This window comes from Streptococcus vicugnae (assembly GCF_016461705.1).
Lineage (GTDB): Bacteria > Bacillota > Bacilli > Lactobacillales > Streptococcaceae > Streptococcus > Streptococcus vicugnae.
This window is the reverse complement of sequence record NZ_JAEMHW010000003.1, coordinates 64,586-90,709: the sequence shown is the minus strand read 5'-3', so window position 1 is coordinate 90,709 and position 26,124 is coordinate 64,586. Positions and strand designations below refer to the sequence as shown.

25 protein-coding genes are annotated in these 26,124 nt (G+C 38.8%); 16 read left to right on the top strand and 9 right to left on the bottom strand.

The window, feature by feature from the left end; genetic code table 11:
• Positions 1–70: 70 nt before the first annotated feature.
• Both JG537_RS07370 and JG537_RS07365 read right to left on the bottom strand, forming a co-directional pair.
• Entirely contained in the window at positions 71–1,339 is a 1,269-nt protein-coding gene (locus JG537_RS07370; protein WP_199544664.1) for a replication-associated recombination protein A, read from the bottom strand.
• Positions 1,329–1,823 carry a GNAT family N-acetyltransferase gene (locus JG537_RS07365; RefSeq protein ID WP_132869250.1) on the bottom strand — a complete coding sequence of 165 codons (495 nt, stop codon included), beginning with the start codon at positions 1,821–1,823 and terminating at the stop codon, positions 1,329–1,331. Before JG537_RS07365 ends, JG537_RS07370 begins: the two co-directional genes overlap by 11 nt.
• A gap of 63 nt (positions 1,824–1,886) precedes the next feature.
• Here JG537_RS07365 and JG537_RS07360 point away from each other — a divergent pair, with 63 nt between their 5' ends.
• The 6 genes from JG537_RS07360 to JG537_RS07335 all read left to right on the top strand — a co-directional run bounded on the left by JG537_RS07360 (position 1,887) and on the right by JG537_RS07335 (position 8,738).
• On the top strand, positions 1,887–2,357 hold the full coding sequence (locus JG537_RS07360; RefSeq protein ID WP_199544662.1) for a DUF3013 family protein: 471 nt from the start codon (positions 1,887–1,889) through the stop codon (positions 2,355–2,357).
• Between the two features lie 183 nt (positions 2,358–2,540).
• A complete protein-coding gene (gene prmA / locus JG537_RS07355) occupies positions 2,541–3,494 on the top strand; it encodes a 50S ribosomal protein L11 methyltransferase (protein ID WP_199544660.1) in 954 nt (317 codons plus the stop codon).
• Positions 3,495–4,238: a 16S rRNA (uracil(1498)-N(3))-methyltransferase gene (locus tag JG537_RS07350; protein ID WP_199544659.1), complete on the top strand. Its 744-nt coding sequence runs from the start codon at positions 3,495–3,497 to the stop codon at positions 4,236–4,238.
• A 107-nt stretch (positions 4,239–4,345) separates the two neighbouring features.
• Positions 4,346–5,365: a LacI family DNA-binding transcriptional regulator gene (locus tag JG537_RS07345; protein WP_132869246.1), complete on the top strand. Its 1,020-nt coding sequence runs from the start codon at positions 4,346–4,348 to the stop codon at positions 5,363–5,365.
• A gap of 274 nt (positions 5,366–5,639) precedes the next feature.
• Positions 5,640–7,820, top strand: coding sequence for a PTS transporter subunit IIBC (locus JG537_RS07340; protein WP_132869245.1), 2,181 nt, complete (start codon positions 5,640–5,642; stop codon positions 7,818–7,820).
• A 102-nt stretch (positions 7,821–7,922) separates the two neighbouring features.
• Positions 7,923–8,738: an endonuclease/exonuclease/phosphatase family protein gene (locus tag JG537_RS07335; protein ID WP_199544658.1), complete on the top strand. Its 816-nt coding sequence runs from the start codon at positions 7,923–7,925 to the stop codon at positions 8,736–8,738.
• Positions 8,739–9,076: 338 nt separating this feature from the next.
• Here JG537_RS07335 and JG537_RS07330 read toward each other — a convergent pair whose 3' ends face one another.
• Positions 9,077–10,114 (bottom strand): M42 family metallopeptidase, encoded by a 1,038-nt coding sequence (locus JG537_RS07330; protein ID WP_199544657.1) that lies wholly within the window; start codon positions 10,112–10,114, stop codon positions 9,077–9,079.
• Positions 10,115–10,213: 99 nt separating this feature from the next.
• A complete protein-coding gene (gene nrdI, locus JG537_RS07325) occupies positions 10,214–10,684 on the bottom strand; it encodes a class Ib ribonucleoside-diphosphate reductase assembly flavoprotein NrdI (RefSeq protein ID WP_199544656.1) in 471 nt (156 codons plus the stop codon).
• Between the two features lie 232 nt (positions 10,685–10,916).
• On the opposite strand from nrdI, the gene JG537_RS07320 reads away from it, so the two are divergent.
• Complete coding sequence (locus JG537_RS07320; protein ID WP_132868993.1) at positions 10,917–11,231, top strand: PTS cellobiose transporter subunit IIB; 315 nt, start codon at positions 10,917–10,919, stop codon at positions 11,229–11,231.
• Positions 11,232–11,247: 16 nt separating this feature from the next.
• A complete protein-coding gene (locus JG537_RS07315; protein ID WP_014334244.1) occupies positions 11,248–11,568 on the top strand; it encodes a PTS cellobiose transporter subunit IIA in 321 nt (106 codons plus the stop codon).
• A gap of 186 nt (positions 11,569–11,754) precedes the next feature.
• Here JG537_RS07315 and JG537_RS07310 read toward each other — a convergent pair whose 3' ends face one another.
• Positions 11,755–13,155 carry a glycoside hydrolase family 1 protein gene (locus JG537_RS07310; RefSeq protein ID WP_132868995.1) on the bottom strand — a complete coding sequence of 467 codons (1,401 nt, stop codon included), beginning with the start codon at positions 13,153–13,155 and terminating at the stop codon, positions 11,755–11,757.
• Positions 13,156–13,305: 150 nt separating this feature from the next.
• Here JG537_RS07310 and celB point away from each other — a divergent pair, with 150 nt between their 5' ends.
• From celB to manA, 3 genes are all read left to right on the top strand, one after another.
• On the top strand, positions 13,306–14,574 hold the full coding sequence (celB, locus tag JG537_RS07305; protein WP_074564909.1) for a PTS cellobiose transporter subunit IIC: 1,269 nt from the start codon (positions 13,306–13,308) through the stop codon (positions 14,572–14,574).
• Positions 14,575–14,626: 52 nt separating this feature from the next.
• Entirely contained in the window at positions 14,627–15,352 is a 726-nt protein-coding gene (locus tag JG537_RS07300; RefSeq protein WP_132868996.1) for a GntR family transcriptional regulator, read from the top strand.
• Between the two features lie 87 nt (positions 15,353–15,439).
• Positions 15,440–16,390 carry a mannose-6-phosphate isomerase, class I gene (gene manA / locus JG537_RS07295; RefSeq protein ID WP_199544655.1) on the top strand — a complete coding sequence of 317 codons (951 nt, stop codon included), beginning with the start codon at positions 15,440–15,442 and terminating at the stop codon, positions 16,388–16,390.
• Between the two features lie 46 nt (positions 16,391–16,436).
• Here the strand turns inward: manA and panD are convergent, their stop codons facing one another.
• The 4 genes from panD to JG537_RS07275 all read right to left on the bottom strand — a co-directional run bounded on the left by panD (position 16,437) and on the right by JG537_RS07275 (position 20,198).
• Complete coding sequence (panD, locus tag JG537_RS07290) at positions 16,437–16,826, bottom strand: aspartate 1-decarboxylase (protein ID WP_213085497.1); 390 nt, start codon at positions 16,824–16,826, stop codon at positions 16,437–16,439.
• A 24-nt stretch (positions 16,827–16,850) separates the two neighbouring features.
• Positions 16,851–17,693 carry a pantoate--beta-alanine ligase gene (gene panC, locus JG537_RS07285; RefSeq protein ID WP_199544648.1) on the bottom strand — a complete coding sequence of 281 codons (843 nt, stop codon included), beginning with the start codon at positions 17,691–17,693 and terminating at the stop codon, positions 16,851–16,853.
• Positions 17,694–17,716: 23 nt separating this feature from the next.
• A complete protein-coding gene (gene panB / locus JG537_RS07280) occupies positions 17,717–18,544 on the bottom strand; it encodes a 3-methyl-2-oxobutanoate hydroxymethyltransferase (protein ID WP_199544647.1) in 828 nt (275 codons plus the stop codon).
• A gap of 202 nt (positions 18,545–18,746) precedes the next feature.
• Complete coding sequence (locus JG537_RS07275) at positions 18,747–20,198, bottom strand: RICIN domain-containing protein (RefSeq protein WP_132869964.1); 1,452 nt, start codon at positions 20,196–20,198, stop codon at positions 18,747–18,749.
• Positions 20,199–20,664: 466 nt separating this feature from the next.
• On the opposite strand from JG537_RS07275, the gene JG537_RS07270 reads away from it, so the two are divergent.
• The 5 genes from JG537_RS07270 to JG537_RS07250 all read left to right on the top strand — a co-directional run bounded on the left by JG537_RS07270 (position 20,665) and on the right by JG537_RS07250 (position 26,074).
• Positions 20,665–21,378 carry a GntR family transcriptional regulator gene (locus tag JG537_RS07270; RefSeq protein ID WP_074965328.1) on the top strand — a complete coding sequence of 238 codons (714 nt, stop codon included), beginning with the start codon at positions 20,665–20,667 and terminating at the stop codon, positions 21,376–21,378.
• 33 nt (positions 21,379–21,411) lie between these two features.
• Complete coding sequence (locus tag JG537_RS07265) at positions 21,412–22,275, top strand: ROK family protein (RefSeq protein WP_199544646.1); 864 nt, start codon at positions 21,412–21,414, stop codon at positions 22,273–22,275.
• Between the two features lie 141 nt (positions 22,276–22,416).
• On the top strand, positions 22,417–24,639 hold the full coding sequence (locus JG537_RS07260) for a RelA/SpoT family protein (RefSeq protein WP_199544645.1): 2,223 nt from the start codon (positions 22,417–22,419) through the stop codon (positions 24,637–24,639).
• 112 nt (positions 24,640–24,751) lie between these two features.
• Entirely contained in the window at positions 24,752–25,195 is a 444-nt protein-coding gene (gene dtd / locus JG537_RS07255) for a D-aminoacyl-tRNA deacylase (RefSeq protein ID WP_199544643.1), read from the top strand.
• A 30-nt stretch (positions 25,196–25,225) separates the two neighbouring features.
• A complete protein-coding gene (locus tag JG537_RS07250; protein ID WP_199544642.1) occupies positions 25,226–26,074 on the top strand; it encodes a helix-turn-helix domain-containing protein in 849 nt (282 codons plus the stop codon).
• Positions 26,075–26,124: the final 50 nt, after the last annotated feature.

Below are 26,124 nucleotides of genomic sequence, written 5' to 3'. Positions count from 1 at the left end.
AGGGAAGCCTGAATTTTTAGAAAGCGTTTTTTGAAAAATTCTCAGAAAACTTACGGAAAAAGCATTTGAACTATTTTGATAGATGGTCGATTCGATCTTTGTTGGCACCTAGGGCGCGTTCATATTTACCAGTTTGATTAGGTTCAAAATAATTTTTGCCGACCAATTTATCTGGTAAGTACTGTTGTTTAACCCATTTTTCAGGATAGTTGTGAGGGTATTTGTAGCCTTGGGCATTTCCGAGTTCTTTGCTACCGGCATAGTGCCCATCACGTAAATGGCGTGGAATTGGCAGTGTGCCATTTTTGTGAAGATCAGCGATAGCTTGATCGATAGCGGTATAAGCAGAATTTGATTTTGGTGATAATGCTAAATCGATAACAACATTAGCAATCAAGATACGGGCTTCAGGAAAGCCGATTTTTTGCGCAGCATCAAGGGCTGTAACGGTATGAATCTGAGCATCAGGGTTAGCAAGACCGATGTCTTCATAGGCGATTACAGTGAGTCTTCGAGCAAGACTTGGTAAATCACCAGCTTCAATCAAACGAGCGGCATAGTGAAGACTGGCATTGACGTCAGAACCACGGATGGATTTTTGAAGAGCTGAGAGGACATCGTAATGTCCATCGCCATCCTTGTCCATTGTGATGTAGCTACGTTGCAAACTATTTTCTACGGTATCAAGACTGATGTGGCGAAGACCTTTATCATCTGGTTTAGTTGACATGACTGCTAGGTCAAGTGAATTAAAGGCTGAACGAAGGTCCCCGTTGGTTGCTGTTGCGATAAAGTCGATAGCATCATCATCGATAGAAACATCAAAATCAAACCCACGTTCTTTGTCAGACAATGCTGTTTGTAAAGCGAATTTGATATCGTCCGTTGATAGAGGTTCTAGTTCGAAAATTTGTACTCTTGAGCGAATGGCTGGAGTAACTGAGAAAAATGGATTTTCAGTGGTTGCTCCAATCATGATAATATTACCATTTTCAAGCAAAGGTAATAGAAAGTCTTGTTTCGTTTTATCTAGGCGATGAATTTCATCGAGTAGTAACACTAAACCACCAGAGAATTTTGCTTCATCAGCAATTTCTTGTAGGCGTTTTTTGCTATCGGTTGTCGCGTTGAACGTACGAAAGGCGTACTTGGTTGTTCCTGCGATAGCACTAGCAATTGAGGTCTTTCCGATTCCAGGAGGACCGTAAAGAATCATGGATGAAAGCATATTAGCTTCTACCATGCGGCGAATGATTTTTCCTTCGCCTACCAGATGCTTTTGTCCAATGACTTGATCGATATTTTTAGGACGCATCCGTAAAGCGAGATTATTTGGCATGTATTTCCTCCAAGTAATAACTGTACATGAGGTCGTCGACGTAAGTACCGTTTAGATAGAATTGATTTTTAAGGGTAGCTTCGAGAGTGAAGCCGATATTTTCATAGAATGAACAGGCTCTTTCATTTGATGAGAGTACATGAATGACAATTTTTTTATAATTATCAGCTTTAGCCATGGCAAAGAAAGATCGGATAAGAGAATGCCCGATACCCTGACCTTGTGTATCTTTGTCGACTGCGACAATGAAGGTTACCACGTGATGTGCGCTAGGGAAAGGATAGTAGGCATGATAATCAAGAACACCCAAAATAATCCCATTTTCTTCAGCAACGAGATAGTGGGAATGATTCTGGAAAGCTTGAATGATTTTATGTTTATTTGCGGCTGGTAAGCTAGCTGGTGTATTAAAGTTATCCCATGTTCGATTCTCCAATGCAACAACTTGGTCAATGTCCTCTAGCTTCATTGGTCGTATTTGCATGTCATTTCCCCTTAAGTATGATAAAATAATTGTAACACAAAAGAAGATTGGAAGAAATTTTTAATGGCTAAATTTGGCTTTTTATCAGTATTAGAAGAAGAATTAGACAAGCACTTCACGTTTGATTATGCAATTGATTGGAACAAAAAAAATCATGCTGTTGAAGTGACTTTTATTTTGGAAGCACAAAACCAATCAGCTGTTGAAACAGTTGATGATCAAGGTGAAGTTAGCAGCGAAGATATTGTCTTTGAAGACTACGTGCTATTTTACAACCAAGCAAAATCTAAAGTAAATGAAGAGGATTACTTAGTTACTATTCCTTTTGATGCTAAAAAAGGTTTTTCACGTGAATTCTTGGCGTATTTTGCTGAAACTTTAAATGATGTAGCAACTAAAGGGCTTGATGATTTGATGGATTTCCTAGCAGACGAAAATGCTACAGACTTTGCCCTCGAATGGGACGCTGAAAGCTTTGAAAAAGGAAAAGCAGAATTGAAAGAAGCAGAATTCTTTGCTTATCCGAGGTATTAAGGAGTATTAAAGTTAGTTCTAGAGAGAAGAATTTATTAAAAGAAAGGAAAAAAGGATAAGTGTTCAGTTTTGAACACGGCCGGAAAACTCGGGAAAAAGATAAGCTTGACTAGTGTCTGTCGACACGTCATCAAGCTTCCTAATTTTTCAGTCGTTTTCTGGTCGTCCTTTGTATCAGAATTTATGGACAAGTGGAAAGAGTTAACTGTTGAGGTTTTACGTGATGCAGAAGAAGCTGCATCCAATATTTTGATTGAATTAGGTAGTCAAGGTGTGGCTATTGATGATAGTGCGGACTATCTTGGACATGTGGGCAAATATGGCGAAGTTTTCCCAGAAATCAAACAGGTAGAGACTGTTAAAATTACAGCTTACTACCCAGAACACATCGATATTGAAGCTGTCGAAAAAGAAGTGGCCAAACGTTTGGCCGAATTGACAAATTTTGGAGTTGATGCTGGTGATGTTCACTACGCAACGCAAGAATTAGCGGAGCAAGATTGGGCAGAAAACTGGAAAAAATATTATGAACCAACTCGTATCAGTCACGATTTAACAATTGTGCCTAGCTGGACAGATTACGAAGCTAGTGAAGGTGAAAAAACAATTCGTCTTGACCCTGGTATGGCATTTGGTACAGGTACTCACCCAACAACAAAAATGAGTCTTTTTGCCCTCGAACAAGTGCTTCGTGGTGGTGAAACAGTGATTGATGTGGGTACTGGTTCTGGTGTGCTTTCAATTGCAAGTTCACTTCTTGGTGCAAAAGACATTTATGCTTATGACCTTGATGAAGTGGCTGTGCGCGTGGCACAAGAAAATATTGACTTGAATGCTAACACTGAAAACATCCACGTGGCTACTGGTAACCTTTTGCAAGGTGTTGATGTTAAAGCTGACGTTATTGTGGCAAATATCCTTGCTGATATTTTGGTTAACATGACCGAAGATGCTTATCGTCTTGTGAAAGATGAAGGTTACCTTATTATGTCAGGTATTATTTCTGACAAATGGGAAATGGTTCGTAAATCAGCTGAGGATGCTGGATTCTTCCTTGAAACACACATGGTTCAAGGAGAATGGAATGCATGTGTCTTCAAAAAAACAGATGATATTTCAGGTGTAATTGGAGGGTAAATGCAACAATATTTTGTAGCAGGACAAGCTCAAGACGTCGTTACTATCACAGATAAGGATACGATTAAACACATGTTTAACGTTATGCGTTTGACAGAGGATGAAGAAGTCGTTCTTGTTTTTGATGATCATGTAAAACGTTTGGCAAAAGTTATTGATAGTGTTGAGCATCGTTTTGAGATTATTGAAGAACTGGATAGCAATGTTGAAATGCCAGTTGAAGTGACAATTGCTGCGGGGTTCCCAAAAGGTGATAAATTGGAATTCCTTGCCCAAAAGGGAACGGAACTTGGCATGGCAAATCTTTGGGCTTTTCCAGCAGATTGGTCAGTAGTTAAATGGGATGGCAAAAAGTTAGCTAAAAAAGCAGATAAATTGGCGAAAATTGTGCTTGGTGCTGCTGAGCAAAGCAAGCGTAATGTGATTCCTCAAGTGACTCTTTTTGATAAAAAAGCTGCTTTTATGACTGAACTTCAGCAGTTTGATAGGATTTTCATTGCCTATGAAGAATCAGCTAAGGAAGGGGAAACAGCTGTTTTAGCGCGTGAATTGTCACAAGTTAAAGCAGGAGAGAAAATTCTCTTTATCTTTGGCCCAGAAGGTGGCATTTCTCCAGATGAGATTACTGCATTTGAAGAAAAAGGTGGCTTAAAAGTTGGTTTAGGTCCTCGTATCATGCGTGCAGAAACGGCTCCTTTGTACGCATTATCAAGTGTTAGTTATGCTTTGGAATTATTAAAGTAAAAGGCTGAGACAAAAGTGCTCAGCTTCTTTTTTATATTTTTTGATTGACAGCGCTTTAAAAAATTCTTATGCTAGAGGTAAGAATTTTCAAAGTAAGGGTAAAAAAGATGGCAACGATAAAGGATGTAGCCAGGATTGCTGGAGTATCTGCTTCAACAGCATCGAGGGCATTACATGATAGTGACATGATTAGCGAAGCAACAAAAGAGCGAGTTAGGCGTGCGATGGAAGAACTGGATTATTCGCCAAATTATTCTGCGCAAAATTTGGTTAATCGTACAACTAATACCATTGGGATTGTTCTACCTGTCCGAGAAAGTCAAGATTCTCTTGGAAATAACCCCTTTTTTATGCAAATCATTCAGGGAATTTCAAGTGTGTGTAGTGAGAATGATTACATGGTTAACTTGGCAAGTGGACGTACAGATGATGAATTGCGCAAAAATTGTCAGGCATTGATACGCAGTGGCAATATTAGCAAATTCATCTTTTTGTATTCTCGAAAAGATGATCCTGTATTTGATTTTGTTAAAAAGCAGAAAAAGGTTTCTTGTGTTGTTGTTGGAAGTTCCTATGAAAAAAAGACTCAGAAATCAGTTCAGTTTGTGGATAATGATAACTATCAGGCAGGGCGAGATGTTGCTGACTTTATGTTAAAAAAAGGGTATGAGCATTTGGTATTTGCCTATACTGACATGAATGAATTGGTGCAGACAGAGCGCTATCAAGGTTGTAGCGACTATTTAAAAGAACAGCAAAAAGAAGGTTTGTCCCTTTCTTTTTCAAGGGTCAAAGAAGAGGAAAATATTCTTAAGTTGCAAACTTTTTTAGCTAATCACCCTAAAACACAAGCTTTTATTGCTTGTGACGACATTATGGCTATTCGTCTGCAACGTTTGTTCAAGAATAGCCGTTTGCATAAAAATTATGCGGTCATCAGCTTTAATAATTCTTTGATTACTGAGATTGCAAATCCTGCATTGACGTCAGTAGATATTTTTCCTTATCAGTTAGGTGAAAAAGCTGCGCAGCTGTTACTAGAAAAAAGCAAAAAATCGAAAGTTCAAAAAGTGATTATTCCGCATAAAATTATCGAAAGAGAATCAACAAAAATTGATGAACTCTAATGCTTGATAACACTAGAAAAGAACGGGGCAAAGCTCAGATTTTCTAAAGGAAAATTTCTCCTTTGTTCTTTTTGTTTTTTAAAATTTTTTTCGAAAACGCTTTACAAAATAAAAATACGTGCTATAATAAAATCATCAAAACAACGCAAACGTTTGCGTAAAATTAAAATAATGCTCAAACCTAAAACTTTAATAAATCAAGTAATATAAGTGGCATTCTTGCTTGATCATTAAAGCAAATGGTTTCCTGCAGAAAGGTTTAAGGAGTTGTTTCATGAAGAAGGCATTTAAAAAATTGACCAGCTTCGAATTTTGGCAAAAATTCGGTAAATGCTTGATGGTTGTTATTGCTGTTATGCCAGCAGCAGGGTTGATGGTTAGTATTGGTAACTCACTTCCACTAATCAATGCAGATTCAGCTATTCTTGCTACAGTTGGTAATGTTATTGCACAAATTGGTTGGGGGATTATTAACAACCTTCACATCTTGTTCGCTCTTGCTATTGGTGGTAGCTGGGCAAAAGAACGTGCTGGTGGTGCATTTGCCGCTGGTATCGCATTTATTCTTATCAACTTGATCACTGGTCACGTTTACGGTGTATCACTTGATATGATTGCTGATAGTAAAAGTGTTGTTCACAATGTTCTCGGTGGCAAGATGCTTGTCTCTGACTACTTTGTCAATGTGCTTGGTCAACCAGCGCTTAACATGGGTGTCTTTGTAGGTATTATCTCAGGTTTTGTTGGGGCAACAGCTTACAATAAATACTATAACTACCGCAAATTGCCTGATGTTCTTTCATTCTTCAATGGTAAACGTTTCGTACCATTCGTTGTTATCTATCGTTCAGTTCTTGTTGGTTTGTTTATGGCACTTGTTTGGCCAATCATCCAATCAGGAATTAATGGATTTGGTATGTGGATCGCATCATCACAAAACTCAGCTCCATTCTTGGCACCATTCTTGTATGGTACTTTGGAACGTTTGCTTCTTCCATTTGGTCTTCACCACATGATTACTATCCCAATGAATTACACTTCACTTGGTGGTACTTATGAAATCTTGACTGGTGCTCAAAAAGGTACTGAAGTCTTCGGTCAAGACCCACTTTGGTTGGCTTGGGTAACAGACCTTATCAATCTTAAAGGTTCAAATGCTTCAGCTTACCATGATCTTATGACAAATGTGACACCAGCCCGCTTTAAAGTTGGACAAATGATTGGTGCAACTGGTACTCTTATGGGACTTAGTCTTGCTATGTACCGTAACGTTGATCCTGATAAGAAGAAAAAATATACTGCTATGTTTATTTCAACAGCAGCAGCTACATTCTTGACAGGTGTTACAGAACCAATCGAATACATGTTTATGTTTGTTGCAATGCCACTTTACGTTGTATACGCAGTTGTTCAAGGGGTGACATTTGCTTTAGCTGATTTAGTTAACCTTCGTCTCCATTCATTTGGTAATATCGAACTTTTGACACGTACACCAATGGCTCTTAAAGCAGGTCTTGGTGGTGACTTAATTAACTTTGTTATTTGCTGTATCTTATCAGGTGTTGTGATGTACTTCATCGCAGACTTCATGATTAAGAAATTTAACTTTGCTACTCCAGGTCGTAACGGTAATTACGACGATATGGATGATGACGCTGCTGCATCAACAACTGGTGCGACAGTATCTGCAAATTCTCAAATCGTTCAAATCATTAATCTCCTTGGTGGACGCGATAACATTGAAGATGTTGATGCTTGTATGACACGACTTCGTGTAACCGTCAAAGATGTCGCACGAGTTGGTGATGAAGAAACTTGGAAAAAAGCAGGTGCTATGGGTCTTATCATCAAAGGCTCAGGTGTTCAAGCTGTTTATGGACCAAAAGCAGATATCTTGAAATCTGATATTCAAGACCTTCTTGATTCAGGTGCTGAAATCCCAACAATCGATTTAGCAGAAGTTAAAGGAAATGATGCTACAAAAGTTTCATATAAAGGTGTGACAGAAGAAGTTCTTTCTGTTGCTGATGGTGAAGTTAAACCTATCACTGAAGTGAAAGATCCAGTCTTCTCAGCTAAAATGATGGGTGATGGATTTGCTGTTGAACCTGAAAATGGTAATGTCTACGCACCAGTTTCAGGTATTGTGACAAGCGTCTTCCCTACAAAACATGCCTTTGGATTGTTGACAGATAGCGGTCTTGAAGTTCTTGTTCACATTGGACTTGATACAGTTGCTCTTAACGGTGTGCCGTTCTCTGTTAAGGTAACAGAAGGTCAACGTGTTCAAGCAGGTGATCTTTTGGTGGTAGCTGATTTGGCAGCTATCAGTTCAGCAGGACGTGAAACAACAATTATCGTTGCCTTCACAAATACAGCAGAAATTAAAGCAGTCAATTTAACACAAACAGGAAACGTCTCTGCTAAAACCCCTGTTGCAAAAGTAGAACTTTAAGCATATATTACTATTAGTGATATAGAGATTTAGGTTAAAACTAAATAGAAGGGGGTCCGAGGTAGGCATCTCGGACTCTCCTTTAACTTGAAGGGAAGAGATATGGCAAAATTTTTAACACTTAATACGCATTCTTGGTTAGAGGCAAATTCGTTAAAAAAATTATTCGATTTAGCTGAAACGATTTATAGTGAAAATTATGACATTATTTGCCTTCAAGAAATCAACCAAGATATTCGTGGGTTAGTAACTAAAGAAGTTGAAGGGTATGAAAAATTACCTGGAAGTCCTGAATTACACCGTGATAATTACGCTCTTCAATTGGTTAACTATCTTAAAAGTCAAGGAAGACATTATTACTGGTCTTGGGCTTATAACCATATTGGTTATGATAAATATAATGAAGGTGTCGTTATTCTATCTAAAAATCCAATCAAAGTTCACGACATCTTAGTATCCGAAGTGGATGATGAACATGATTATCATACGAGACGTGTCTTAGTGGCTGAGACAGAAGTTGATGGCAAGCCAATTACGGTGGTGAGCCTTCACATGTCTTGGTTTGGGAAGGGATTTGAAAGTGAATGGCAAAAGTTGGAGTCAGCTTTGCTTAACTATCCAAAACCTTTGGTATTAATGGGAGACTTTAATAATCCTACTGACACTGCTGGTTATGATATGATTTTGAAGAGCCCGCTTCATTTACAAGATAGCCATAAAGTGGCTCAAAACATTCAAGGTGATCATACTATTATTGAAGATATTGATGGCTGGGAAGGCAATAAACAGTCACTCAAGGTTGATCACGTTTTTACAAGTAAAGAAATTGAGATTCAATCCTCAACCGTTGTCTTTGATGGCGGTGAATCTCCAATCGTCAGTGACCATTTTGGTCTTGCTGTCGACCTTAACTACTAATTAATTCTACCTCCTAATTATTTGTTTGTTTTTTAAAGCGCCCTTGTCCTGGGGCGCTTTTGATGTGTGAAAAAAACACCTTGGTAAAAGGCGTTTTAAAATATAAACAAATCTAAGATTAGTTATTTACTATAATTTGATTTTAGAAATATTGCGAGCTTTGCTCTCGATAGAGTGATACTTTCCACCGTGGTGAAAGTGGCTGAAATAATGATAAATCAGCCACCGGGAAGTTTTGAGACTTTAGGCTCAAAACTTAGGCATGGAATTTCGAAGGAATTCGCTGCCGACCATACCACCTAAGGGAAGTATCAGAAAAAAGATTTTGTTATATATTTTTATTCCACAATTGGGCTTTTTAGGTAAGCGTCAACAAGGCGTTCTGTTGCTTGGACAGAGTCGATGTGTGTGCGTTCGTATGAGTGGCTTGATTCGATGCCTGCGCCAAAGAGGGCGTGTTTGACTTCGGCACCTGCACGAAGGGCAGCAGAGGCATCACTACCATAGTATGGGTAGATGTCCAATTTGTATGGGATTTTATTTTCTTCAGATAGGGCAACAAGGTGTTGGCGGAGTTCGTAGTTATAAGGTCCAGAACCGTCTTTGACACAGATTGAAACGCTGTATTCATCTGTTTGTTGGTCGTCACCCATAGCCCCCATGTCAACTGAAAGGTATTCGACTGTTGCAGCTGGAATGCTTGAGTTAGCACCGTGACCGAGTTCTTCGAAAGCTGAGAAGTAGAAGTGAGTTGTGTATGGCAAAGTGATATTTTGAGCTTTGTATTCTTTGAGCAATTCAATGAGAATGGCTGCTGATACTTTGTCATCCAAGTGACGTGATTTGATGAAACCTGATTCGGTAACAACCACGCGTGGATCAAATGAGATAAAGTCCCCAACTTCGATACCAAGGGCGCGTGTTTCTTTTTCGTTGGTCACTTTTTCGTCCAGACGAACTTCCATGTTAGCTTGATTGCGTTCAGCAGTTCCAGCATCTTTGTAGACATGAACAGAAGTTTGGTGCATAAGGATTGTACCACTAATTTTTTTACCATTTTTGGCAACGTGGATGGTACAATTTTCACCTTCGATAGCGTTGTAGACAAAGCCACCGATAAGGTCCATTTTAAGGCGACCGTCTGGTTTGACAGCTCGCACCATAGCACCAAGGGTATCAAGGTGAGCTGTGACCACGCGGTGTTTGCTGTCGTCTTTACCAGTGACAGTGACCATAACGCCACCTTTATTTGTGCGGACAGGAGCGTAGCCGAAACTTTCAAGCTCAGCAATCACATAATTTATGATGTGGCTTGTGTATCCAGTAGGTGAAGGGATATTTGCAAGTTTTGTAATGTAATCAACTGTTGTTTTCATTGTCTCTCCAATACAATCTAGTCATTTGTCGGACATTTCCGACAGTCTAATGTCATTATAACATTTATTTGCGACTTTGTTTCTGACGAAGAAAAAAAGTCATTTTGACTGAGGCGTAAGTTTTTGAAAATGGTCTACGATAACTTCTGCCAGACGTTCAATGTCTGAGCTAGTGCCGCGGAGCTCAAAGTCTCCAAGCATGGGAAATCCAAAGCGGTTGGCGTATTGTTTGGCTGTTAAGCAGTACTGTTCATTGAAATTGCGGTTGCCTGAGCCGATAATACCAAAACACTGTTTGTCATTATCATGGGCAGCAATGAAATCTCCAAGTGGGGTGGTCAAAATCTCAACATCACCAGAATCAATGCCATTTCCTCCTTCAAGGTAGGTTGGCAAAATAGCCACAAAAGGTGAGGCTACAGGAAAGGTTTCGTGGTTAAGATCTTTGATATTGATGGCTTTACTAGAGAGTTGATAATGGTTCTGAAGATATTCTCCTAAACGTTTCACAAAGCTCTGGACATTGCCACTTAAGCTAATGTAGACGATGGTTAGTGTTTTTTCTGTCATAAGACACCTCATGTGAATAGTATTTTTAGTCAATTTACCATAATGAAAGGGCAGAGACAAATGATTAGCTTGGAGAAATTAGTTGGATTTCAAATGTGATTTTTTTAAAAAGTTTGTTCTTTTAAAATAAAAGACTAGACTTATTAAAATACCTGTGATATACTTTTGGTAAAGATGTTGGGGAGTGAAAACATCTTTAGCTAATATTTATATTCAAAAAGGGAGAATGCCCATGTCAAAAGCATTAATTATTTGTGTTGCTGGAATGTCATCATCACTTATGGCTCAAAAAACAACAGAATTCTTCAAAAATCAAGGTAAAGACATTACTGTTGAAGCGATTAGCTCTAACGAAGGTGAGCGCGTGATTACGGATGCTACTTATGATGTGTATCTTGTTAGCCCGCAAGCAACTATGTACTACAACCAATTTGCGACTGCTGGTGAAAAATCAGGACGACCAGTCGTTAAAGTGCCACCACAAGCTTATGTTCCAATTCCAATGGGAGTTGAAAAAATGGCTAACTTAATTTTAGAAAGCATTTAATGAGGGATTGCAAGATATGACAGAAGAAGAATTACAATTAGCCGCTTTTGAGATTATTTTACACAGTGGAACAGCTAGAACTTACGTTCATGAAGCGTTTGATGCCATGAAAGAAAGTAAATTTGAAGTGGTGGAAGAAAAATTAGCTGCTGCTGACGAAGAATTATTACAGGCTCACCATGCTCAAACAGATTTGTTGCAGAAATATGCAAGCGGTACCGAAATTAAAATTGAAATTATCATGGTACATGCCCAAGATCATTTGATGACAACAATGACTTTGAAAGAAGTTGCTATCGAGATGATGGGAATGTATCAAAGATTTGCACTTAAATAACTGAAATTAGATGAGCGAGTGACAAACTCGCTCTTTTTATCATCATCAAAAACTCCCTTCCTTGGTTAGAGGAAGGGAGCTTTTTGTTTGAATTAATAAAAGGATAGAAGTTTTGATTACCGAGGATGGGTGATAATCATAAATATTAATTTTAATTGGAGGATTGAAATATAGGATTAGGAGGGATTAATCGGTAAAACCATTATCGATAGTGACTTGTTTGAACCATTCACCTGATTTTTTAATGGTTTTGATTTGAGTGTGGATGTTATTTGAGATGAATCCGTAGCGGTTACGGTAAGCATTCATCCAAGACCAGCAGTCAATTGGTGTCCAAAGATGGTAACCAAAGCAATTTGAACCTTCTTGGATACCACGGTGAAGGCAAGCAAGGTGTTCTTTGATGAAATCAATGCGGTAGTCGTCTTGGACTTGACCGTTTTCATCCATGAAGCGTTCCTCGCGAGAGACTCCCATACCATTTTCAGAGACGAACCAAGGAATATTATTGTAGTTGTCGCGGATGTTAATGGCGATATCATAAATAGCTTCTGGGTAAATTTCCCAGCCTTTATCAATATTCATGCGACGTCCTGGCATATGGTATTCGTCATAATAACGATTTGGCATCCAAGCTCCGACAGAATTTGGTGCGATGTCTGGTGCTTTTACACGATTTGGGTGATAGAAGTTAACACCTAAGAAATCAATGGTATTTTCTTTAAGAATTTGAGCATCTTCAGGTTCTGTTTGCCAGATGACACCATCTTTTTTGAGAACTTCTTCAAGTTCTTCTGGGAAATGTCCATTGATAGCCGGTTCAAGGAACATTTTGTTATTCCAAAGTTCAGCAAAGTGTGCAGCAGCTTGGTCTTCTTTAGAATCAGAAGCAGCATAAGTTGGTGTTAAGTTTAAAACTGTACCAATGCGACCACCGTCTTTGTCTAAGCCAAGTTCTCTGAATTTAGCGATGGCTTTTGCGGATGCGATATTCAAGTTGTAAGCGACTTGGACAGCTTTTTTACCATCAACTAATTTTGGATAGTGGAATTGATATAGGTATTCACCGTCGACAACGACCATTGGTTCGTTATGAGTGGTCCAATCTTTAACACGGTCACCGAAAGCCTTGAAAGCTTGTTCAGCAAAACCAACATAAAGGTCAACCACATGACGTGACTCCCAACCACCATATTTATGATAAAGTTCGACTGGTAAGTCGAAGTGGTGTAGGTTCATGATTGGACGAATACCATTTTCGATAAAGCAATCAATGACTTTATTGTAGAAGTCTACTGCATCTTGGTTGACAGTGTTTTTTTCAAGGTCATCGATCAAACGTGTCCATTGAATAGAAGTACGGACACTATTTAAACCGACTTTTTTCATTAGAGCAATATCTTCTTTATAACTATTGTAGAAGTTAGAGGCTGTGTCTGGTCCAACTTGGTTGTAAAAAGCTTCAGGTTCAATTTCATACCAATAATCAAACATATTAGCATGTTTCTTATTGAAACGTCCTTCACTTTGAGGTCCAGATGTCGCAGCTCCCCACCAGAAATCTTCTGGAAAAGTGTAAGTTGCCATAGGATTCTCCTTAATAAGTTTTGGTTTTACAAGTACAATTATACACTTTTAAAATTAAAAGACAATATTTTTATATAAAAAGACTAGACTTTTATGAAAAATAAGTTATAATGATAATGTAAAAACAAATAAATGGAAAGAGGAGTGTTTATGAACAAGTTTCTAGATGCTATCAGTGACAAACTTTTGCCTTTGGCAAACAAGCTCGCTTCAAATCGTTATTTATCGATTTTGCGTGATGCCTTTATGCTTGCCTTCCCCTTGACCATGTTTGGGTCAATTGTCGTGGTTATTTGTAACCTTCCTTTTTTAAACGATGGCACGAAAGCGCTTTTAAACGACCTGCTTGGTAGTGGTCAAAGTGCTACCATGTCGATTATGACAGTCTTCGTTACTTTTGGTATTGGTTATTATCTTTCTAAATCTTACGATGTTGAAGGTATTTTTGGGGGTGCTATTTCATTTGCAAGTTTCCTTATTTTGACACCGTTTTTCACAACAAGTGATGGTGGCGAAAAAGTTTCAAGTGTTTTGAGTCTTGATCGCCTTGGTGCAAAAGGAATGTTTCTTGGGATGATTGTTGCTTTTCTTGCTGCTGAAATTTACAGTCGCACGAGCAAAAAAGGATGGCAAATTAAAATGCCTGACAGTGTACCGCCTGCAGTTGCTAAGTCTTTTGCAGCTTTGATTCCAGCTATTTTGACCCTATCTGTCTTTACAGCGATTAATGCTGTTGTGACAGTTGGTTTCAAAACAAATCTTCACGATGTGATTTATAACGTTATTCAAGTTCCGCTTGTTGGTCTTGGAAGTAGTATCTGGGCAACTTTGGTTGCAATCTTCTTTATTCAATTCCTATGGTTCTTTGGTCTTCACGGTCAAATTCTTGTAAATTCAGTCATGGACCCTGTTTGGAATACTTTGATGTTTGAAAACTTGGAAGCTTACAAGGCAGGTGAACACCTTCCTCATATTATTTCAAAACCATTCATGGAAACATTTACTGTTGGTCTTGGTGGTTCAGGAATGACGCTTGCAGTTGTTATTATCATGGCCTTTATCATGAAGAAAAAACAATATCGTGATGTTGGTCGTTTGGCACTTGGGGCTGGTATCTTTAACGTTAATGAGCCTGTTATCTTTGGGTTGCCAATCGTTTTGAATGCTACAATTCTTATTCCATGGGTCATCTCACCAATTATTGTCACAGCCCTTAACTACTTTGTGATGTCAATTGGTCTTGTTCCTGCACCAACAGGGGTTTCAGTTCCTTGGACTGTTCCAGTCTTCTTTAGTGGAATGATTGCGACAAACTCACTTGCTGGTGGACTTCTTCAAATTGTTGACTGCTTGATTGTTGGCTGTATTTGGTTACCATTCTTGCATATGCTGGACAAACAACCTGACTCTGCGCTATAATATGACTATAGTTTAAAAATATTAGTCTATACAAGTAGAGTGGGAGCGATCTATGTCAAAATATGAAGAGATTGCAGGGATTATTCGAGCTAGAATTTCAGATGGAACGTATCCGATTGATTCCATGTTGCCGATTCAGTCTGATTTGGCAAAGGAATTTGGCGTTAGTCGAATGACGGTGAAAAAAGCTATTGAGATGTTAACCATCGAAGGTTTGGTCATTTCAAAACAAGGAAATGGCACCAAGGTTTTGAATTCCTCATTTTGGGACAAAGAGGATTCAAAATTTCGATTGAACAACTACAATGGTTTAAGTAACGATTTGAAGGATGACCCTCGACAATTAACGAGTCAAATTATTGAGTTTACGGTTGAATTTCCCAATGCGGAAATTGCAGAACGTCTTCAGGTAGATCAGACAACACCAGTTTATAAAATTATTCGTTTACGTCTCCTAGATGGTAAGCCATATGCGCTTGAGCATACTTACATGGCTTGCGATTTAGTTCCAGGTCTGGATGATAGTATTTTATTAGCATCCGTTTATGATTACCTTTGGAATACTTTGGAACTTAAATTTGCTGGGTCTTATCGTCATATTACGGCTGAAAAGCCTGACCACTATGACAAAGATTACCTTACTTGCAAGGATGATGACCCGATTTTGCAAGTTGAGCAAGTGGTTTATTTGGAAAATGGTAGACCGATTGAGTATTCACGTACGCGAAATCGTTATGATGTCCGCGGGTATTCATTGCTAGATGTTAAAAATAGTTAAGAGTCGATAGGGTAACGGTTAAGTCTGGAGAAAAGTCTCCAGGCTTAACTGCTGAACGGGGAAATCCCCCGAAAGAAAGGATAAATTATGGCAGAACCATTATTTTTAAAAGCGCAAATGTACGATAAAATTTGGGGTGGAACTAAGCTTCGTGATGAGTTTGGTTACGATATTCCAACAGAAACGACTGGTGAATACTGGGCAATCTCAGCTCATCCAAATGGTGTGTCGATTGTGGATAATGGGACTTATAAAGGACAAGGCTTAGATAAACTTTATCGTGAGCACAAAGAGCTTTTTGGCAATCCAAAATCAGAAGTCTTTCCATTGTTAACTAAAATTTTGGATGCCAACGATTGGCTTAGTGTCCAAGTTCACCCAGATGATGCTTACGCTCTTGAGCATGAAGGAGAACTTGGGAAAACAGAATGCTGGTATGTCATTGCTGCGGATGAAGATTCTGAGATTATCTATGGTCATAACGCTAAGTCAAAAGAAGAACTTCGTCAGATGATTGAGTCAGGTGACTGGGATGACTTGTTGACAAAAGTTCCAGTTAAAGCTGGTGATTTCTTCTACGTACCAAGTGGCACAATGCATGCCATTGGTAAAGGCATTTTGATTTTGGAAACACAGCAATCAAGTGATACAACTTATCGTGTCTACGATTTTGACCGTCGAGATGCTGCTGGAAATCTTCGTGATCTTCATATCAAACAATCCATCGATGTCTTGACCATTGGTGAGCCAGCTAACAGCACCCCTGTGACTATAGGTGTGGATAACTTGACTTCAAGCCTTTTGGTGTCAAATGAATTCTTTGCGGTTTATAAATGGGTGGTGTCTGGTGAGGTTGCTTTTAGTCAAACAGCTCCATATCTTTTGGTTAGTGTTTTGTCTGGTCAAGGTAGTCTGACGGTGGATAACTGTGTTTATAATGTCAAAAAGGGAGATCATTTCATTCTTCCCAATGACGTTAAAACATGGAAGTTTGATGGTAATCTAGAAATTATCGCTAGTCATCCAAATGAAAAATAATAAGTAAGTATAAATAAAAAGAAATCCGATATTTTCGGATTTCTTTTTATTTTTCAACTTCAAGGTCATACAAACGCCCAGCTTTTTCATAGTGTGTGAAGCGCGTGAGTTGATTTTTTTCATTAACGAAGACAACACGCGGTTTATGCGTTTTAGCTTCTTCTGGCGTAAGGTCAGCGTATGACATGATGATAACGTGGTCGCCAACGTTAACGAGTTTTGCTGCTGCACCATTTAGGCAAATTTCGCCTTTACCAGGTTCGCCAGCGATGATGTAAGTTTCTAAGCGGCTACCTGTTTCGACATCAGCAATTTGAACTTTTTCGTATTCTACCATTCCAGCTGTTTCAAATAATTCTGGGTCAACGGTGATACTTCCAACATAATCCACTTCAGCACCTGTAACCACAGCGCGGTGGATTTTTGATTTTAGCATTTGAATGTGCACGTTTTTTCTCCCTTACTCGTAAATGTGATTGTCGATTAAGCGTGTTTTGCCGATATAGACAGCGATAGCATTGAGAACAGGACGTTCAATTTCGCTGACAGGTTCAAGCGTCTTCCAGTCGACAAATTCTACATAATCGATTTTAGCCAAAGGTTCTTTTTCGATGAAAGTTGTCATGGCTTGTTTTAATTTGTTAGTGTCTTTTTCACCGTCATTAATCATTTTTTCAGCGAGTGCCAAACTTTGTGAGAGAACTAGCGCAGCTTTTCGTTCATCAGCTGAGAGATAAGTATTACGAGAACTTTTAGCCAGACCATCAGCCTCACGGACAATTGGACAGCCAACGATTTCAAGGTTGAAGTTTAAATCTTCAACCATGTGTTTGATAACAGCGAGTTGCTGCGCATCTTTTTGACCAAAGTAAGCTTTATTTGGCTCGACAATATTGAAGAGTTTTCCAACAACGGTACAAACGCCACGAAAGTGAATTGGACGTGTTTTCCCGCAAAGACCTTTTGTCAATGTTGACATGTCAATGAAACTTGAAAAAGTAGGAGAGTACATGTCGCTAGGTTCTGGATTGAAAATCAGGCTAGCACCAGCTGCTTCACAGAGTTTAGCATCTTGCTCTAAATCACGTGGGTAGCTTTCAAGATCTTCAGTCGGAGCAAATTGAATGGGATTGACAAAAACGCTGACAACAACGTGGTCGTTTTCGGCAACAGCTTTGTCAATCAAGCTCTTATGTCCTTCGTGTAGGTAACCCATGGTAGGAACAAGTCCAATAGTTTTTCCCTCTGCTTTCCAAGCTTGAACAGCTTTTCTAACGTCTTCAACAGTGTGAACGATTTTCATGTAATGTCATGCCTCTTTTCTAATTAGTAGAGTTTTTCAATAATACTGTCATCAATGTGATATTCATTATCAGGTGTTGGAAATTTTTGATTGGCTACATCTTCGATATAAGATGTAACGGCATCTGAAATGAGTGCACCAATATTAGCGTAGCGTTTGACGAATTTTGGTGTGAAATCAGAGAATAATCCTAATAAATCAGCATAAACTAGCACTTGACCATCTGTTTGATTGCCAGCGCCGATTCCGATTGTCGGGATATTGAGCTGCTTAGTAACAAGTTGAGCTAGCTTAGCGGGGATAGCTTCAAGAACCACTGCAAAAGCACCAGCTTCTTGAACGGCTTTAGCATCTTCTAAAAGTTGTTTGGCAGCATCTTCGGTTTTAGCTTGAACTTTAAAACCACCAAAAGCATTGATGTGCTGAGGGGTTAGACCAAGGTGAGCACAAACTGGGATTCCTGCATCAACCATCGCTTTAATTTGTGGGCAGACACTTTTGCCGCCTTCTAATTTGACTGCTTGGCAGTGAGTCTCTTTCATCAAACGCCCAGCATTTTCCACAGCTTTCTCAACAGAAACTTGATAAGACATAAATGGCATGTCTACGATGACCAAAGCATTTTTAGCGCCGCGGCATACAGCCTTACCATGGTGAATCATATCTTCCATAGTGACTGAAATGGTATCATCGTACCCTAACATGACATTCCCAAGAGAGTCGCCAACAAGAATGCTGTTGACACCAGTGCTATCGATTAACTTTGCTGTTGAGTAGTCGTAGGCGGTTAACATGGTTAACTTTTTACCGTCTGCTTTAGCTTTTTGAAAGCTCAATACGGTATTTTTCATGAGAGTCTCCTTTCACCAAAAGCCACAAAAACTTTTAGAATAAAACATGTCTAGCTAACATTATATCAAATATTCAGAAAATTTTAAATTCTATGTCAAAAATAAATAGTCGAGGAAGCAAGCTTTCTCACACGTTAAAATATAAGAGCCTGAAGTTTTTGCCTCAGGCTCTTAATGTGGGTAGTATTAGCTAATGCATGATTTAGTCAAAAATGCTACAAGATTTTGACGTATTTTTGATACCATTTTGGTCGTTAAGAATAGCATTACCTTGTTCGGTTAATTGTGTGCCAGCCCAGTCTTGAACCATATCGAGGTAAGCAAGCTCGCTGCTATTTCCTTTCCAAGACCAGCCTAGATAGCCGACACCTTTGGCTTGAGAGTAGCTCATGATAGTCTTGTAATCGATAGGACCATTAGTGTGTTTGATACCAAATTCACCGATACAAAGTGGTGCACCAACGGCTAATGATGAGTCAATATTGTTTTGTACAGCACCGTAGGCACCAGCGTATTCGTACATATGGATTGAGAAAATAAGGTTGTGTTCTGAATCGGATTGGACGACGCTTTGGCCAGCATCTGCGATTGATTTTGGATATTGTCCCCAGCCAGCACAATCAACCATGATAGTGTTTTTAATACCAGCGTTACGAAGTTTTGGGATAACTTGTTGATAACCTGCTGCCCAAGTAGAACTATCCCAAGAACCAGCCCATTCATTAGCAATGTTCAAAATAACATTTGCTTCGTTTCCAATGAGGGCGTTTTTCATTTCAATCCAATAATTTGCCGCATTTTCCAAATCTTGGATGTTATCAGAACCCGTAGCATCGTGTGCTTCAACGATTGCAATCAAGTGGTTGTCTTTACAAAGTTGCAATAATTTTTGAATTTCAGCAAGTGATGTTTTGCTGTATTGTTGCCCGTCACCCATGACGATGCGAATACAGTTGGCACCTGTTCTTGCGATTGCAGGGATAGCAGTATCTTCTTGTCCTTTATACCAAGCATATGGGTAGTTGATACCACGCATGATAAATGGATTTCCTTTGGCATCGTAAAGTGTTGTGCCACTAGTGTGGAAACCAGTTGTCGTAGTAGGTGTTGTGTCAGAAGGGTTAGTATTTCCACCATCATTTACTTTTGTGAATTCCCATTTTTGGTTTGTGCCATTGGTGTCTGACCACTGTTGGACATTAGCGCCTGCATTTGTCGCACCGTAAGCGACGTCAAGAACTTTTCCGCTAACTGCTGAGACTAACTTGTAAGAGCCATCACCATTATCAACGATTTTCCATTTTTGGTAAGTTCCGTTAGTATCATCCCATTGCTGAACATTTGCACCATCGTAAGTTGCTGCAGAAGCGACGTCGAGAACTTTTCCGCTGTTCACTGATACCAATTTGTAATAACCGTCTCCTGTATCAACGACTGTCCATTTTTGATTGGTACCGTTAGTATCATCCCATTGTTGGACATTAGCGCCCGCATTTTTTGCCCCACGAGCAACATCTAGAACTTTTCCGCTATGTCTAGCTGTGATTTTATAAGTATTCCCTGAAACAATAGCATCAGCTTTTACCTCATGAGCTGACACAGCACCAGTAAGCAAAGCTAGCGCTGTTAATGATCCGACGAGTTTTTTATTCATTAGTTTTCTCCTCTCCCAAATGTTAAAACTAAGTGTTCAATTTAGACATTAATAGTGTTAGTTGTGTAAATCTCCTTTTTGTGACATGTGCTAGTAATTGTATACAAAAACATCAATAAAGTTTCAGGAAGCGCATCCAAAAAAAGTATAACATAATTCTTTATAAAAGTATATACTTTTATAAAATAAAATGATAAAATGAAGCTGTCAAAAGAAGGAGGAGGTGAATAGCTTATTAATTGACAAATTTATTATCCAGTAATTGAAGAATTTTATTAGTTAACCATAAAAATCAGAGCAACTTTTAAAATCTCCTGGGCTGTTTTGGTTTTTTATGGTTACATTTTATGGGAAAAAGTATCATTTACAAGAAATTATCAATTAACATTTGGAACTTTAGCTCTTCTAGTTTAAAATATAGATAATAATATGCATTAGTTTATATATTAGATTTAGAGGAGAAGTAATGGAAAAATATAACCTTATTGCAAATGATGTGCGTAAGAAAATTTTAGAAGGTGTTTATCAACCGAATGAACAGCTGCCTTTTGAAAAAGATTTTTGTCGCACGTACAAGGTTAGTAAGATGACGGTCAAAAAAGCTTTAGATATTCTCGTTACAGAAGGCTTGATTTACAAACGTCGTGGAGCAGGGACTTTTGTCATGGACCTGTCAGTTGAAAAAATGGAGAAAATGTTGATGGATATCCAAATGATGGGGACAACAGCGTTTTATCCAGACAAAAAAATTACAAGTCGCGTGATTGATTTTACGGTTGTGAAAGCAGACGCGGAAATTGCAGAAAAACTAAAAATTAAGGAAACAAGCTTCGTTTATAAAATTCATCGTGTCCGCTTAGTTGATGATAAACCAACGGTTATCGAAGAAACTTACATGCCAATCGATTTGATTACAGGTTTGAAAATCGAGCATGTGGAAAATTCGATTTATGACTACATTGAAAATGACCTTGGTTTAAAAATTCAATCAGGCCACCGTACGATTACTGTTCGACGTGCGACAGATGAAGAAGCTGACTACTTGGCACTTGAACAAGGTGATCCTGTAGCAGTAGCTGTTCAAACGGGGTATTTAACAAATGGTGCCGCATTTGAATATTCAATTAGTACACATCGTTATGATGAATTTTCATTGGAGATTGTTTTAACACACCGCTAGCAGTGATCTTGCTACGTAGAAATGGAGAAGAAAATGAATTTAGTCGTATTTGATATTGGTGGAACTTCTGTAAAATATGGCCGTTACCAAGACAGTGCCATTGATAAAAAAGGTTCCTTTCCAACTCCCAAAACTTGGGAAGAAATGAAAGAAAACTTGCATCGTGTCTTCACAGAGTTAGCGGATGCTGATACCAAAGGAGTTGCTATCTCTAGCCCTGGTGCTGTGGATACTGAAGAAGGTGTGATTAAAGGCTTCAGTGCTATCCCATACATTCATCATTTCAAGATTATTGATGAATTGGAAGCAATGTTTGGCCTTCCAGTAACTATTGAAAATGATGCTAACTGTGCAGGTCTTGCTGAAAGTCAATTTGGTATCGGAAAAGACAGTAAAAAATCAATTTACTTCATTCTTGGGACAGGTATTGGTGGTGCGGTTTGCCTTGATGGTAAATTGTACAAAGGAAGCAGTTTGTACGGCGGTGAATTTGGTTTCATGATTATCAAAGACGGCATTACGCTTAGTAATCTAGCTAGTCCCGTTGCCGTGGCTAAAAAATATGCTAAAGAACATGGCTTGACTGATTTTACTGGCAAAGATTTATTTGATTTGGCAGATGCTGGCAATAGCGATGCGAAGGCTGCCTTGTCAGAAATGTATGATGTCATTGCTATCGGCATTTTTAACTGCCTTGTCAGCATTAACCCTGATTTGGTCGGTATTGGTGGCGGTATTTCTGCGCGTGAAGATTTGGTGCCAGAACTTGAAAAACGTCTGCAAAAATTGGTCGAAAAAACCGATGCTCACGGATTAGAATACCAAGTGAAAACTTGCCAATTCCAAAATGACGCCAACCTTTTAGGAGCCGTTTCTAATTTCTTAAATAGCAAATAACAGTTTAAGGCTTGATGAATTTTCAAGCCTCTTTTTTATTTAGTAAACAAAGTCTTTAAAATGGATAAGGCATTGGTATTTTGGGGCGTTTAGTGTTAAAATAATATACAATATAAATCTGTATGCAAAGAAGAGGTCCTTATGGCAAAAATTGTGAATTTGACGGGTGAAGAGGTCGTTGCCCTAACGGCCCAATATATGAGCGAATCTGATGTAGCGATTGTTCAAAAAGCATTGGATTACGCAACAAAAGCACATATCTCACAAGTTAGGCAATCAGGCGAGCCTTATATCATCCATCCTATCCAAGTTGCGGGTATCTTAGCAGATCTTCATCTTGATGTGGTGACAGTGGCTTGTGGTTTTTTGCATGACGTTGTTGAAGATACTGATATCACTTTGGATGAGATTGAGGCGGAATTTGGTAAAGATGTCCGTATTATCGTAGATGGCGTTACAAAACTTGGTAAAGTTGAGTACAAATCACATGAAGAACAGCTTGCTGAAAATCACCGCAAAATGTTGATGGCTATGTCTAAGGATATCCGTGTGATTTTGGTAAAATTGGCAGACCGTCTCCACAATATGCGTACTTTGAAGCATCTTCGTAAGGACAAACAAGAACGCATTTCACGTGAAACCATGGAAATCTATGCTCCACTGGCTCATCGTTTGGGGATTAGCCGTATCAAATGGGAATTGGAAGACTTGTCTTTCCGTTACCTTAATGAAATTGAGTTCTATAAGATTTCTCACATGATGAATGAGAAACGTCGAGAACGTGAAGCTTTGGTTGATGAGATTGTTAAGAAAATCAAAGACTACACTGAAGAACAAGGTCTTTTCGGCGATGTTTATGGTCGACCAAAACACATTTATTCTATTTATCGCAAGATGCGTGATAAAAAGAAACGTTTTGACCAAATCTATGACTTGATTGCCATCCGTTGTATCATGGAGACACCTAGTGACGTTTATGCTATGGTTGGTTACATTCATGAGTTGTGGCGTCCAATGCCGGGCCGCTTTAAAGATTACATTGCCGCCCCTAAAGCTAATGGTTATCAGTCAATTCACACGACTGTGTATGGACCAAAAGGACCAATCGAAATTCAAATTCGTACCAAAGAAATGCACCAAGTTGCTGAATACGGGGTAGCCGCTCACTGGGCTTATAAAAAAGGAATTAAAGGCAAGGTAGACAGCCAAGAACAAGCTGTCGGTATGAGTTGGATAAAAGAGTTGGTTGAATTGCAAGACGCCTCAAATGGTGATGCGGTAGACTTTGTCGACTCAGTTAAACAAGATATCTTCTCAGAACGTATTTATGTCTTTACGCCAACAGGTGCTGTGCAAGAATTGCCAAAAGATTCAGGACCAATTGATTTTGCTTATGCTATCCACACTCAAGTTGGTGAAAAGGCCGTCGGTGCTAAAGTTAATGGCCGTATGGTACCACTAACAGCTAAACTAAAAACAGGTGATGTAGTCGAAATTGTGACTAATCCAAATTCATTTGGACCAAGCCGCGACTGGATTAAGATTGTTAAGACAAACAAAGCCCGTAACCGTATCCGTCAATTCTTGAAAAATCAAGATAAGGAATTGTCCGTCAACAAAGGTCGTGAACTTTTGGTGGATTATTTCCAAGATCAAGGCTATGTGGCTAATAAATACCTTGATAAAAAACACCTTGAAGCTATTTTGCCACGCTTTAGTGTCCGTAGTGAAGAAGCTCTTTATGCGGCCGTTGGATTTGGTGAAATTAGCGCAGCTGCTGTTTTCAACCGACTAACTGAAAAAGAACGCCGCGAAGAAGAACGTGCTAAAGCGAAAGCTGAAGCAGATGAATTGATGAACGGTGGCGAAATCAAGACAGAAAACAAAGATGTCTTAAAAGTTCGTAGTGAAAACGGCGTTATCATCCAAGGAGCTTCGGGTCTCTTGATGCGTATCGCCAAATGTTGTAACCCAGTTCCAGGTGATCCAATTGAAGGTTATATTACCAAAGGTCGTGGAGTTGCTATCCACCGTGCAGACTGCCATAATATCAAGAGTCAAGAAGGGTACGAACAACGTCTGATTGAAGTTGAATGGGATGATACTTCTTGCGCCAATAATGATTACATAGCTGAAATTGATATTTATGGTTTGAACCGTTCAGGGCTTCTAAACGATGTTCTTCAAGTCCTTTCAAATGTCACTAAGAATATTTCAACTGTCAATGCTCAGCCAAGTAAGGATATGAAGTTTGCTAATATCCACGTCAGCTTCACGATTCCTAACTTGACAGAATTAACAGCGGTTGTTGATAAAATTAAAATTATCCCAGACGTTTATTCCGTTAAACGTACCAATGGGTAGGAAATCATAAAAGGAAATCTAGGGTAAAAGTCCTGGATTTCCTTTTTTTATTTTTCTGAAAATGGTAAAATGACAGTAATGCAAGCGAATTTATTTTCAGAAAGGATTAGACATGAAAGTAGTCATTCAGCGTGTAAAAGAAGCGCAAGTTGTGATTGAGGATGAGCTTGTTGGAGATATCAATCAAGGATTATTATTGCTAGTTGGAGTAGGACCAGATGATACCCAAGAAGATCTTGATTATGCGGTGCGTAAAATCACTAATATGCGTATTTTTTCAGATGATATGGGCAAGATGAATTTGTCAGTTCAAGATATTAAGGGAAGTATCTTGTCAGTATCTCAATTTACTTTGTTTGCTGATACAAAAAAAGGAAACCGCCCTGCATTTACAGGAGCTGCTAAGCCTGATAAAGCATCAGCAATGTACGATACTTTCAATGAAGCTTTAGCCCAATTTGTTCCCGTTGAAACTGGTGTTTTTGGTGCAGATATGCAAGTTAGCCTTGTTAATGATGGACCTGTTACCATTATCTTGGATACACAATCGCGGTAAGTCTAGATTGGAGAAGAACGGAGGTGGAGTATGTCACTAGAGAGATTATTTCCAGAAGCTGTTGAAGCTGGAAAAGTTGAGCATTCAGAAGAATGGGTAGCTGTTGAAGAAAATGGTCAAACCTATTACCTTCCTTTAGCAAATCTTAGTGAGCGAGAAAAAGCTCTTTTGGCTTTGAAAAATGATGGCATCTTAGATGATAAGGTGACTGAAAATCCTTGGTATCGTTACTTAGTCCAAGATGATTTAAGCCTGGCACAAGATTACAAATCCCTTCAAATCATTTATATCGATCACAAGGAGGCCTTGCCAGAAGAGTTATTTGATTTTTTTACAACACTATTGCCAAATTTGCTTGCGCCTGTAGTGATTTCAAAGACTCGGACCTTGCTTATTCTGAATCAAGAAGAATTAATTGAAGCGGAAGAATTAATAAATGATGTGCTACCAACTTTGGAAAGTGACTTTGGGATTAAGTTGACGATTTTCTTTGGTAATGTGTGGTGTAAGTTTCAGGCAGATGATTTACCTGCCTTTTACAGAGAAGAAAGCCGCTTATTTGCCAATATGAGACATTATCGTGGTAATGAACGGACGATAAGTTTTTCACAAATGTTGCTTTTGGCCTATGCACATCAGCTTGATTTGCCAGCTATTAAGCATAAAATTCTACAAGCGATTGATGACAGTAAAGATATCAGAATGATTATTATGACCATGTGGCAAGAACAAGGAAATCTTGCTAAAACGGCGCAAAGTCTTTATATTCATCGTAATTCTCTCCACTATAAACTTGAAAAGTTTCGCCTATTATCTGGGCTAAATTTAAAGAATCTTAATGATTTGGCTTTTTCTTATTTGTTAATTATGGAAAATTAGATTTTGGGCACATTGCACAAAAAATCTTGTAACTCCTGACTATGGTTTGT